This is a genomic window from Crocinitomicaceae bacterium, assembly GCA_016708105.1.
In the GTDB taxonomy this organism is placed as follows: domain Bacteria; phylum Bacteroidota; class Bacteroidia; order Flavobacteriales_D; family Crocinitomicaceae; genus JADJGJ01.
Genome location: JADJGJ010000001.1, coordinates 69952 through 81977, shown reverse-complemented (window position 1 = coordinate 81977; position 12026 = coordinate 69952). Strand labels below are relative to the sequence as shown.

Genomic DNA, 12026 nt, shown 5'->3' with positions numbered 1-12026 from the left:
CAAGGAACTCAACCAATTCCCAAAAGCTCAATTCACAGCCTTCAACCACAACAAAGCATCCTGTCTTGTCTCAAAAGTTTTTACCGGATAAATAGGTTTGATCAAACCTGAAAAAAATCCGCCGAGCAAATTTTCTTGTCCTGATTTTTGAACAATTGCCACGGCGCGGGTCAGAGCAAGCATTTTCCCTTTTTTGGTAAAATACTCCTTAGCCTCTTTTAGAATTTTATTGTCAACGTTGTAAATGTCAACGAGCATAGCCACTTCTTGATCACCTGAGATAACATGCTGCATACGTTAAACATCTAAATCAGATAATTGAACGATGTGTTCAGTTACTCTACATCAATCAGAAATCTAACTAAATGTGTTACCCATTTGTGGGTATTGTATATTTTAAAACTAATCAGTACATTCGCACAGAATTTTTTTCATTAGAGCAAGAATTAGGCAAAAAATATTCGATGATGTTTTTTCATCAGATATTGTGGCTATTTCGCTTCTTTGAGGTAAAGTAATATTTGATAATAAATGAGAAAAAAGATTATTCCATTTTTACTGACAGCACTGGTTTTTCAATCATGCTACCAGCGAAGTACATCGACTAAAACAGTTCCAAAGGTTGTTGTCAAAGAACGGGTTGTGAATTACCGTGATCTATCCGTACCAGAAGAGGGCGGTACAAAATTCACAAAATTCACTGATGAAACAGACGTAGTAATTGGTCCTAATATCAAAAGTAGTGAGGGTGTTATTGATTGGTACGCAGCCCCATTTTTAAGTATTAGCCCAGACGGTAAAAAAGTGGCCTACATAGGTTCAAAAAACGACCAGACTAATATCTATATCAAAAGTACTGAAGGTGGGAAAAGTACTGTTCAAAGAACATTTCGCAATAACGTGATTGGACTTTGTTTTTCACGAGATGGCGAATATATTGCCTTCACTGAAAGCATGGATAGTGATTTGAATATTTACCAAATTAAATCAGAGCAAGGAGCAGCTATACAGCAGATAACCAGTTCTACTTCTGCTGAATCTGCACCGGTCTACAATTCAGATTTCACAGAATTATTCTATTGCAAGGGGGAATATTCGTATGAGCAACAAACAACCCGTTATTATATTTGGAGTTATAATATTAAATCTTCTCTTTCTACACAATATACAGAAGGCTTCAGTCCGGATATTTCAAAAGATAATTCCCTTCTTGTAATTAACAGAAATAATAAAGAAACCGGACTTGGAGAAATATGGACAATCAATGTAACAACCGGTCAGGAAACACTCATATTAAGTCATCAGGAGATGGGATTTTCTACCCCTCGACTTTCACCTGACGGAAAAAAAGTCCTTTGCGTAGGTTCAACACTTGCAACCCGTGAGCGAATGGAGAATTTAGATTTGTATATCGTCAATATTGATGGAACCCAACTTACACAATTAACCTTTCATCCCGGGCATGATGTATCTCCAGAATGGAGTCCGGACGGATCCAAGATATATTTCCTTTCACAACGAGGAACAGAGGATGGCGGATATAATGTTTGGATGATTGATTACAATTTATAATGAAATATCAGCGATGAAAAAATTAAACCTCATTTTTGCTTTAATACTTTTGAGCATGTCATTCACCCTGAATGCTCAGAGAACTAAAGGTGGATCAAAAAAGAATTACGAGTTGTATCATGTTATTCGTGATACAATTTACGAAGAAGTGCCGGTACCTATAGAACGCTATAACTTAGGCTATTTTACAGTTGGGCCAGTGCTACCAAACTCATTAAGCAAAAGTTTACCCGCAGATTTTTGGACAACATGGGAAAGCAATGGTAATTGGTCTCGTCCACTAGAGACTGGTGAAATTGGAGCAAAAACTGGATTCAATATCACGTATGGTAATTTTTCTGGCATCAATTTCATCAATAAAAATCTCATCACCGATATCGAAGTTGGTTTGGAAAGTGGTTTCTTTTTATCAATCATTCCATATAACTGGAGTGATTTGAGTTCATCTATACCCACTACTTATAATGATCTAGATAAGGATTTATTTACAGATGTACTCACAAAATCAAAAGGCTATATTGGAATTCTTGGCGGATATATTGGTCTTGGTTTGTTGTATCACACACCGGTTGACGGGATGGACGTAAGAATTTCTGTAAGCACCACTCCCTCATTTTTCTTTTCTGATTTAAGTTCAGACATAGAATCCATTGCAATCGACGATCCAGCAAATTCCCTTGAGTACAGCATGAGTGTTACCCCAGAGTACTTTGAAGAAGGGAATTCTGGTTTTACCTCATTCACAACTTTCAAGTTTGGTGTTAATTACAATATGTTTTACCTCGGAGCATCAATGAATACGGGAGGTTGGGTTTATCAGGACTGCTCAACCTACCACAATCTTTACTTCAGTTATGATGACGGCAGTTATTTCTCAGGAACATGGTATCGTGATTTTACGACCAATATGAAACTTGCAAATATCAGCATTGATTTAGGCTTCGCTTTTTAAACTTTGATATATGAAATATTCTATTTTTTTCTTGTTTTTATTTTCAATTCTGCTTGGCGGATGCGAGAAATATACTCCGGTAAATCCAAAAAATCAGGGGAACCCTGCTTATGGCACTGGTGACTTTGACTACTATGATTATTATGATGCTACCCCTACACCATGTACATTATACTACACCATCTATAATAACGACCAATACAACTATACTCTTTACTGGCCTGGAGGCGGAACAACGTACGTGCCTTCTTATGGAACGGCATATTATTCACTTACCTACGCAGGATGTGCAAGTGTTGCATTTTATGATGGTTCTTATGATGAGGGCGACTTGAGTTTTTGTCCTTGTACTGATAATGGGTATTATACTATTGATAAATACTAATAATTCGTTGCTGTGCATTGCTAATTTGTAATACACTACAAAACACACAGATAGCTCGTAAAAAAACTGCGATTGGTATTTGGTCACGCAAGTATATCAAAAGCAATCGAGAAATAGGTAGGATTACATGCAACTTATAGTTGATACAATGCATTCAACAAAGAGCTTCTTAGTTATATTAATTTACTGACATAGTACAACCTTTCTGCGAATTCTATTCAAGCGTTTTAATTGAAAATCTTTCACGCTTTTCTTTGCAAAGAACAATTTTCTTCTGACATTGCAGGTAATCCATGAAAGATAGCCTCCCGTCTCGTAGATGCGTATTATTCTCCTTTATATTTCTTTAGCGGTCACAGCTTTTTCAGCAGCTCAAACTCAGAATAAGTTTCTCGCCATTAAACCTGAAGGTCATACAGGAATGATCAGAGCAATGGTCATTGACAATGAAGGCAAAATAATCACAGCTGGTTTGGACAAAACAATAAAAGTATGGAATAGCGAGCAAGGCTATCTTGAAAGAGAAATTCTCGGACAGATTGGAGATGGATGTGAAGGGATAATCTACAGTCTTGCCATCTCTCCTGATAATAAATATCTGGCGGTAAGCGGCTGGTTTGGCGATGACCCCGGATATGAAGGTTACGACATAAAAGATGTGACCGACATCAGGCTATATGAATATAAAACAGGTAAACTAATACGATTACTAAAAGGCCATTACGATATTGCCCTAGAAATTGCTTTTAGTCCTTCTTCCGATTGCATGTACTCAGTTGATCAATTCGGATCAGTACTTTTCTGGGACCTGAAAGAGAATACCCATCAGGAAATGGAACAATTCGGGAATGACGTCAATGATCTCAAAATATTTTCTGACTGCATTGTTACCTCTCACCGGAATGGTATGGTTAACCAATGGAATTTAAAACAACCAATGAAACCAATATACTCCTACAAAAGATTATACCGGAATAAAGTACCTGCCAACAAGTTGGCCATTTCTCCAACCGGTGAGCACATTGCCGTTTCATGCGGACATCTCGTTATTATTCTCGATCAATATTTAAAAGAAATTAATGCATACGTCAATGGTAAACCTGAACATAAAATTACAAAACTGAGTTTCTCAAATGATGGCAAAAGACTTTTAGTAGCAGCCTGTTCAGGTTTTATTGAAAATCAAATCATGAAGGTTTATGAAAAAATTACCGGGGATTGGGCTGTCATATCCAGCTACAAGAAACATAAGGATGCGGTTCTTTGTGCAGCATTTGTTAATGATTCAGTTTGTGTTACTGCAGGAGGTCTGCAAAATGAAATAGTAGTCTGGCGAGCCAAAGATCATAAGAAATACGGTCCAATCGTTCATGAGTTAATCGGTTATGGTAATATCCCGTATTCCGTTGGAATGAAGCATAACAAAATAGCCCTCGGAACAAAATCGAACATCCAAAACTTTGGCTTAAGTCCGTACAACTTTGTTTTTGATTTCTACGAGAGAAATGTTCAAAGTTATGATAGCACAGAATCATTCCCAAAGCCGATTCATGAGTTCAACGACTATTCATTGGAAATCTCGAACAATAATTCTACGCTGTACATAAAAAAAGGTAATAAGATAATTTCATCTATCAAAAGAGATATTTACAGCGGCTTTTCACATTTTTCTGTAACTTTTGCTTTGGAAAAATTTTTGGTTTCCGGTGGCGGTTTTGGCAGGCTTGATGCCTTCGACTTAATGGGAAATAAACTCACCTCTATGACTGGCCATACGGGTGATGTAATCGGACTATCAGTTTCCGATGATAAACAATTTCTTATTTCCAGTGGACGGGATCAAACAATTCGATTATGGAAACTCAAAGACATTGGAAAGCACGAAACAATCTACCCAGTTGTTTCACTTTTCATTGCGCAAAATGAAGAATGGGTAATTTGGACTGAAGAAGGCTACTATACAAGTTCTAAAAAAGGGGCTTCCTATGTTGGTTTTCATATAAATCAAGGCAGAAACAGAGAAGCAAAGTTCTATTCATTCGAACAGTTTGATTACAAATATAACCGACCTGATATTGTATTGGCAAACTTAAACTTCATTGATAAATCCATTGTAGAACTTTATCATGCTGCCTATTTGAAACGACTAAAAAGAATGCAACTTGATGAGGCAGCTTTGAGCGACGTAATCAATGTTCCGGTCATTGATATTGTAGCTTACGGTACCAATCAAAATTCCGGTACAATTACCATTGAGGCATCAGATAGCCTTTTTACGATTAAAGCAGTTAATATCTACTTGAATGAAGTACCAATTTATGGTCTAAATGGACTTCCAATTGAGCACTTGGGCTTGAATTATTTTGAACGAACAGTTGAATTAGAGCTGATATCCGGCATAAATAACATAGAGGTTTCTGTTACGAATTCCGTAGGTGCTGAATCACTCAAAGAAAAGGTTGTATTGTATAATGAGCACCAAACCGAAAGCAATCTTTATTTAGTAAGTATTGGAGTTTCTGAATACGAAGACTCAACGTATAATCTTGAATACGCCGCCAAAGACGCCGAAGATGTTAATACTCTTTTTTCTGGTGTTGACTTTTACACCAATGTGTATAATAAACTGCTCACCAATGACATGGTGACCAGAGAGAAATTATCAGAACTCAAAGAATTTTTGGCGAAAGCCCAACGAAATGACGTTGTTCTGTTTTTCATTGCGGGGCATGGGGTCAGAGACAACAACCTCGACTACTTTTTTTGTACCTACGATATGGACTTTCTCCTTCCCGATAAAAATGGAATTTCATACGAACAACTCGAATCGCTATTCGATGGAATAAGGGCAATCCGTAAATTACTTATTATGGATACGTGTCTCAGTGGTAAAATTTATAGAGACGAAATTGAAGCGCTTACCAATGAAGGAGCAAAATTCAATGATTCCCTGAATTTCAGAAACATAGATTCCTCTGTAATATTTCAAGAGAAAAAAAATCTTGAAAAAACAATTGAGATACTCAAACAAATGTTTAGTGATATTTCTACCGGAACAGGAACCACAGTCATTTCATCAGCGGGCGGAATTGAATATGCACTGGAAGGCGATAACTGGGAAAACGGACTCTTTACATACTGCCTTCTCGACGGAATCAGAACAAAAAGTGCTGATATCAACAAGGATGGAGATATTATGCTTTCAGAATTGAAGAATTATCTCACAAAAAGGGTGAACGAATTATCAAATGGCATGCAAATACCTACCTCTAGATTTGAAAACCTTAACATGGATTTCAGAGTTTGGTAACATGATTAATCCGGCATAAGGATATGTGCGAAGCTCCTTTTACAAATCAAAACGACAAATGATATCAGCACCTCAGTTTCTTGTGCCAAGCCCTAAAGTTCTGCCTATTTAGCCAAAATATTAGATAAAAAACCAACCCAACGGATAATTACCACTTATTTTTGTCACGTGAAAGCATATCTAAGGCGGTGGAGAATTTGGGGAGGATTGAATCATTGGTGGTTTAGAAACTCCGTATGTTTCAATTGGGCGCAGGTCATTTCAAGTAGGTGCAGGTCGTTCATTTGAAGTAGGCGCAGGTCGCGACCTGCGCCTACTTCAAATGGATTATTTAATAATCTTCAACCACAACTGAACCAATTCCCGAAAGCTCAATTCACAGCCTTCAACCACAACAAAGCATCCTGTCTTGTCTCAAAAGTTTTTACCGGATAAATAGGTTTGATCAGACCTGAAAAAAATCCGCCGAGCAAATTTTCTTGTCCTGATTTTTGAACAATTGCCACTGCGCGTGTGAGTGCAAGCATCTTTCCTTTTTTGGTAAAATACTCCTTAGCCTCTTTTAGAATTTTATTGTCAACGTTGTAAATGTCAACCAGCATAGCCACTTCTTGATCACCTGAGATAACATGCTGAGCGTTGTCAATTTCACGCGCATCATCAACCGTAATGGTAAAGCCACTTTTGTAATGTGTACAGATAATTTCTTTGTCAAGCAATTGGATGCTTACTTTTTCTAGGTTGATGTAATCTTTCATAGTCCTCGTTTGAGAACAAGGTACATAACTGAAATTACTCCAATATTAAATTTGGATTACCGAATAAAAAATATGGAAAAGCAGCCGCACTAACCCATCACCTTCACCTCAACTGCCTTCAATCCGCGCTGGCTGGCAGCAGTTTTGAATGTTACTTTATCGCCTTCTTTGATAGGACTTAGTAAATCATTGATGTGAACAAAATAACTTTTATTGGCTGCCGGATCTTTGATGAAACCATAGCCTTTTGAGGTATTGAAAAAGGCAACAACGCCGGTGAATCCCGGATCTTCTTCGTCTGAAAATTCTTTTCGACTTATGCTGATTTGAATTGAATCAACGTCAATCTCTTCTTTCTTTTTTGTTTTGTCAGGAGCCATGGTAGTGAGCTGCCCGTTCTCATCTACATAAGCAATCATCTCTTCAAATGATCTCTTTCCTGATGATTTTGAATCTGCTTTTTTTTCTGATTTCCGCTTCTCTTTCTCCTCACGCTTCTTCTTGCGGATGGTTTCCATTTCTTTTTTATTCCACGTTTCTCTTGATTTGCTCATGCGTTTTTTTTCAATTAATTTTCCTTATCAACCGTTGACAAGGATCAGACCTTTACTGATTATTGAAAAAATTCCGCCAGGAATTGTGCAATAAAAAATGCAGGTGTTTGTCATGATCACCGGTAATAAAAATCAGCAATCTGTTGCAAAGGTAAGCATTTTAACCGAGATTATTTTTTTGTCTTCGGTCGTACGAAGATTAATTTGAATCTGGATTTCTGGTTTACACGCTCTTCCATATCAAAAACTCCGCTTGCCCGCATCAACTGACTTAATTTTTCATACCCGAAATTACGCGAATCAAAATTGGGTTGTTTCTTTAAAATCAAACTTCCAACGTCACCCAAAAATGACCAACCATCTTCATCTGCAACATCTGATACCGTGGCAAAAAGTAATTCCATTACCCTTGGCGTAAGTGCTTCAATGGCGTTTTGTGTCTTCTTTTTCTGATCTGATTTTTCTGGTTTTACTTTGCCTGTTTTTCCACCAATAATTTCAAGATAGATGAATTTATCACAAGCAACAATGAAGGGTTGCGGTGTTTTTTTCTCACCAATACCAATCACGTGTTTACCTGCTTCACGCAAGCGCGTTGCCAGTTTGGTAAAATCGCTGTCACTTGATACAATACAAAATCCATCAACCTTATCTGAATACAAAATATCCATGGCATCAATAATCATAGCCGAATCAGTTGCATTTTTTCCGGTAGTATATCCATATTGCTGAACAGGTACAATGGCGTTTTCAAGCAGAATACTTTTCCATTTTGACAAACGTGGATTAGTCCAATCTCCGTAAATTCTTTTAATGGTTGGATTACCGTATTTGGCAATCTCTTCCATCATCTCACGCACATTGCCTGAGGGTATATTATCACCGTCAATCAGCACGGCTAAGTTTTTATCTTTTTCCATAATTTGTTTTTGATTTGTCATTGCCATGATGATATTCTTATTTAATCAGGCAATAGAAATTCAGATGTAGAAATAGGTCTGAATTATTTTACTAAGATACGCAAAATTAATTTAGTAATGCTCTTTTACCCACTCCCTACCCCCACCACCAATTACAACTTTTCAAAAAAACATTAACTTCGTTCACGTTGCTGACTTAAAACCCTAATCTATGTATTCAAAAATTTTTGCACTGCCCGTATATGTTCTTTGTATTGGTTTAATATCTTGCTCAGGTGATTCAAACCAATCAAACGCAGCTGATACCCTCACAGCGCCGGATGTGAAAAAAGAAGAATACATTCACCATGAACATGGCAATAAACGCATTGACAATTATTATTGGATGCGTTTGACAGATGAACAAAAAAATGCAGACGTGCCTGATGAACAAACAAAAGCGGTATTAGATTATCTGGAAGCAGAAAATGAATACACCGATAAAAAACTGGCACATACAAAAAATTTGCAAGACAAAATTTATCAGGAAATCATTGATCGCATAGACCCCAATGAGCAGTCAGCACCGGTTATTGAGAATGGTTATTCGTACTTTGAACAATATGATGAAGGACAAGATTATCCAACCTATTGCAGAAAATTAACGGGTGATTCTGTTGTGCAGATTATTTTGAACGGACCAGAACTTGCAATAAATAAATCATACTTTGAAATTGGTAGTTATGAAGTGAGCCCCAACAATCAACTCATGGTGTATGGTGTTGATACGGTTTCACGCCGCAATTACACCTTGTATATTAAAGATCTCACAACAGGCACCACGTTCGCTGATCGCATTGACAATACTACAGGTTACGCAGTGTGGGCAAATGACAACAAAACAATTTTTTATACTAAACGTGATGAACTAACCTTGCGTGAGTGTTATATCTACAAACACGTGCTGGGTACTGATGCAAAACAAGATGTATTGGTATATGAAGAGAAAGATGAAACGTTTTCGTGCGAGGTCTATAAATCAAAATCTAAACAATATATCATGATTGGTTCATACCAAACCATGGCAACTGAACACCGGTATCTCAGCGCCAATACACCAGACGGGGCATGGCAAGTTGTTCAGCCACGTGAACGTGGTCTTGAATATCATGTAGAGGATTTTGGTAATGATTTTTACATACGCACCAATTTGAATGCAAAAAATTTTAAGTTAGTGCGCACTCCTATAACCAATCCATCAAAATCAAATTGGGTTGATGTAATTCCACACCGAGATGATGTGATGCTTGAATCTTTTGAAATTTTTCAGGAATACTTAGTGCTTGGTGAACGCAAAAACGGACTCACACAAATTCGAGTTCGGCGCTGGGCTGATAAAGCTGACTATTATCTTGAGTTTACTGAACCAGCTTATTATGCAGCGTATCATGACAACCATGATTACAATACACCTGTTTTGCGCTATTCTTATACTTCATTAACTACCCCGCAAATCACGTATGAATATGACATGAATACAAAAAAGCAAAACGTCATTTGGCAACAAAAAATCATGGATGCTAATTTCAAAACAAGCAACTATACGGCTGAACGAATTTATGCAACGGCATCTGACGGAACCTTGATACCCATATCATTAGTATATAAAAAAGGAATGGAGAAAAATGGGAATAATCCGCTGCTGTTATACGCTTATGGTTCTTACGGCTCAAATGAAGAACCTTATTTCAGCAGAGGATTAATTAGTTTATTAGATCGCGGGTTTGTTTATGCAATCGCACACGTGAGAGGCGGACAAGAAATGGGCAGAGATTGGTATGAAAACGGAAAATTGCTGAAAAAGAAAAATACGTTTACTGATTTTATTGCATGCGCTGAATATCTTGTTGCGCAAAAATATACAGCACCTGCACACCTTTATGCCAATGGAGCAAGTGCCGGCGGTTTACTGATGGGGGCTATTGTAAACATGCGTCCTGATTTGTGGAACGGCGTAATTGCCGGAGTACCTTTTGTTGATGTAATTTCTACCATGTGGGATGAAACCATTCCACTAACCACGTTTGAATTTGACGAATGGGGCAACCCAAAAGTAAAAGAGTATTATGACTACATGCTCAGTTACTCTCCGTATGATAATGTGGAAGAAAAAGCATATCCAAACATGCTGGTAACAACCGGTTTTTGGGATAGCCAGGTTCAATACTGGGAACCTGCCAAATGGGTTGCTAAACTGCGTGATTTAAAAACAGATGACAACATGTTGCTATTACATTGCAATATGGAAGTTGGACACGGTGGCGCCTCAGGCCGTTATGAACAATATCGTGAAGTTGCACTTGAATACGCCTTTCTCCTAAACCTTGAGGGCATCACAGAATAATTTCAATCCAACTCCTTCTGTCCTTATAGTCTTATTAAACTACAAACCTGTACGCTCTTTCTCTAAACGAAGTAGTTCTACACGTACTTCTTTAGTAAGGTCTAAACCACCTGCAGGGTCAGTGTATAATAGTGATGTTACTTCAAGCACGTAAGTAACTTTATAACGCACAGCAACAATTTCAATGGCTTTTTTCAAGCTCTCTTCAATTGGGCCATACAAACGTTGATTTAGAATTTCCAAATCTTGTTGCAAGGATTGTTTTTTGTATTCAAGCATTTGTTGTTGCTCCATTAATTGTTTTTCACGCAACTCTTGCATAACAAGTGACAAGGTTGGTTTTTCTGTCATGTATTTATTGTATTCATCATCCAGTGCCTGTTCCATTTCCAAAATAGTTTTCTGACCGGCATCCAAAAATCCTTGTATTTCTTTGTCTGCTGCCATCATAGATGGAATACTGTCTACCACTTTCAAATAATCAATATGAGCAAATTTTGGTGTTTGTGATTGCGCTGAGTTTGAAAAAAATCCAATAGCAAATAAGCTTAGTAATGCAATCACGGTTGATTTAAGATATTTCATAATTCGAGGTTTTCGTTTGATGGCTCAGGTTGTTTACGGTTTTTTCTGAGCCGGGTTATTATTTTTTTTAATTCTTTGCAATTGTTATGCCCATTTTTCGGAGCACCTTATCTGACAAATCAAATTTAGGATCTGCGTATAGCAGATTAGACTGATTTGCTTTATCAAAAATAAAGGCGTAGCTACCTTCAATGGCAATTTCCTGAATGGCGGTAAAGATACGATCTTGAATGGGTTTTATCAATTCTTCACGCTTCATAAATAAATCACCACCAACACCAAATCTGCGTTTTTGTAATTCCATGGCAGCTGTGCGCCCATTATCAATATCTTGCTGGCGTTGTTTTTTTATTTCTTCAGGTAATAAAATAGCTTCGGAGTCAAACTCACGTTGCATTTTATCGACCAGCATAAATTTTTCTTCAATTTCTTGCATCCACTGCTCTGAAAGTTTATTCAACTCAGCTTGTGCATCAGCGTATTCAGGTACGTTTTCTAAAATGTACTGCGTATCTACATAGCCATATTTCTGACTGTATGTGACAGACATCAAACCAAAAAACAGAGCCAGTAACAATCCTGATTTTTTCATACGTTTTGTTTTTAT

At 37.4% G+C, this 12026-nt stretch carries 11 protein-coding genes; 5 read left to right on the top strand and 6 right to left on the bottom strand.

Features of this window, described 5'->3' with window-relative positions; translation table 11 throughout:
* Positions 1 to 27: 27 nt before the first annotated feature.
* Complete coding sequence (locus IPH66_00295; GenBank protein MBK7127791.1) at positions 28 to 294, bottom strand: STAS/SEC14 domain-containing protein; 267 nt, start codon at positions 292 to 294, stop codon at positions 28 to 30.
* Between the two features lie 237 nt (positions 295 to 531).
* On the opposite strand from IPH66_00295, the gene IPH66_00290 reads away from it, so the two are divergent.
* The 4 genes from IPH66_00290 to IPH66_00275 all read left to right on the top strand — a co-directional run bounded on the left by IPH66_00290 (position 532) and on the right by IPH66_00275 (position 6219).
* Entirely contained in the window at positions 532 to 1572 is a 1041-nt protein-coding gene (locus tag IPH66_00290) for a PD40 domain-containing protein (protein MBK7127790.1), read from the top strand.
* Between the two features lie 13 nt (positions 1573 to 1585).
* Complete coding sequence (locus IPH66_00285) at positions 1586 to 2524, top strand: hypothetical protein (GenBank protein MBK7127789.1); 939 nt, start codon at positions 1586 to 1588, stop codon at positions 2522 to 2524.
* A gap of 10 nt (positions 2525 to 2534) precedes the next feature.
* Complete coding sequence (locus IPH66_00280) at positions 2535 to 2909, top strand: hypothetical protein (GenBank protein MBK7127788.1); 375 nt, start codon at positions 2535 to 2537, stop codon at positions 2907 to 2909.
* Positions 2910 to 3228: 319 nt separating this feature from the next.
* On the top strand, positions 3229 to 6219 hold the full coding sequence (locus IPH66_00275) for a caspase family protein (protein ID MBK7127787.1): 2991 nt from the start codon (positions 3229 to 3231) through the stop codon (positions 6217 to 6219).
* A gap of 371 nt (positions 6220 to 6590) precedes the next feature.
* Here IPH66_00275 and IPH66_00270 read toward each other — a convergent pair whose 3' ends face one another.
* The 3 genes from IPH66_00270 to IPH66_00260 all read right to left on the bottom strand — a co-directional run bounded on the left by IPH66_00270 (position 6591) and on the right by IPH66_00260 (position 8451).
* Positions 6591 to 6977: an STAS/SEC14 domain-containing protein gene (locus tag IPH66_00270; GenBank protein MBK7127786.1), complete on the bottom strand. Its 387-nt coding sequence runs from the start codon at positions 6975 to 6977 to the stop codon at positions 6591 to 6593.
* An 89-nt stretch (positions 6978 to 7066) separates the two neighbouring features.
* Positions 7067 to 7531, bottom strand: coding sequence for a cold shock domain-containing protein (locus tag IPH66_00265; protein ID MBK7127785.1), 465 nt, complete (start codon positions 7529 to 7531; stop codon positions 7067 to 7069).
* Between the two features lie 170 nt (positions 7532 to 7701).
* A complete protein-coding gene (locus IPH66_00260; protein MBK7127784.1) occupies positions 7702 to 8451 on the bottom strand; it encodes an NYN domain-containing protein in 750 nt (249 codons plus the stop codon).
* 211 nt (positions 8452 to 8662) lie between these two features.
* Between IPH66_00260 and IPH66_00255 the strand changes: the two genes are divergently transcribed.
* Positions 8663 to 10834, top strand: a complete 2172-nt coding sequence (locus IPH66_00255) for a S9 family peptidase (protein MBK7127783.1) — start codon at positions 8663 to 8665, stop codon at positions 10832 to 10834.
* A gap of 39 nt (positions 10835 to 10873) precedes the next feature.
* Here IPH66_00255 and IPH66_00250 read toward each other — a convergent pair whose 3' ends face one another.
* Both IPH66_00250 and IPH66_00245 read right to left on the bottom strand, forming a co-directional pair.
* On the bottom strand, positions 10874 to 11419 hold the full coding sequence (locus tag IPH66_00250; GenBank protein ID MBK7127782.1) for an OmpH family outer membrane protein: 546 nt from the start codon (positions 11417 to 11419) through the stop codon (positions 10874 to 10876).
* A 67-nt stretch (positions 11420 to 11486) separates the two neighbouring features.
* Positions 11487 to 12011: an OmpH family outer membrane protein gene (locus IPH66_00245; protein MBK7127781.1), complete on the bottom strand. Its 525-nt coding sequence runs from the start codon at positions 12009 to 12011 to the stop codon at positions 11487 to 11489.
* Between the last annotated feature and the right edge of the window lie 15 nt (positions 12012 to 12026).

Coding starts and splice junctions, on each gene's coding strand:
- IPH66_00250 (MBK7127782.1), bottom strand. CDS start 11,419: ATGAAATATCTTAAATCAACCGTGATTGCATTACTAAGCTTATTTGCT.
- IPH66_00275 (MBK7127787.1), top strand. CDS start 3,229: ATGCGTATTATTCTCCTTTATATTTCTTTAGCGGTCACAGCTTTTTCA.
- IPH66_00255 (MBK7127783.1), top strand. CDS start 8,663: ATGTATTCAAAAATTTTTGCACTGCCCGTATATGTTCTTTGTATTGGT.
- IPH66_00295 (MBK7127791.1), bottom strand. CDS start 294: ATGCAGCATGTTATCTCAGGTGATCAAGAAGTGGCTATGCTCGTTGAC.
- IPH66_00265 (MBK7127785.1), bottom strand. CDS start 7,531: ATGAGCAAATCAAGAGAAACGTGGAATAAAAAAGAAATGGAAACCATC.
- IPH66_00270 (MBK7127786.1), bottom strand. CDS start 6,977: ATGAAAGATTACATCAACCTAGAAAAAGTAAGCATCCAATTGCTTGAC.
- IPH66_00280 (MBK7127788.1), top strand. CDS start 2,535: ATGAAATATTCTATTTTTTTCTTGTTTTTATTTTCAATTCTGCTTGGC.
- IPH66_00260 (MBK7127784.1), bottom strand. CDS start 8,451: ATGGAAAAAGATAAAAACTTAGCCGTGCTGATTGACGGTGATAATATA.
- IPH66_00290 (MBK7127790.1), top strand. CDS start 532: ATGAGAAAAAAGATTATTCCATTTTTACTGACAGCACTGGTTTTTCAA.
- IPH66_00285 (MBK7127789.1), top strand. CDS start 1,586: ATGAAAAAATTAAACCTCATTTTTGCTTTAATACTTTTGAGCATGTCA.
- IPH66_00245 (MBK7127781.1), bottom strand. CDS start 12,011: ATGAAAAAATCAGGATTGTTACTGGCTCTGTTTTTTGGTTTGATGTCT.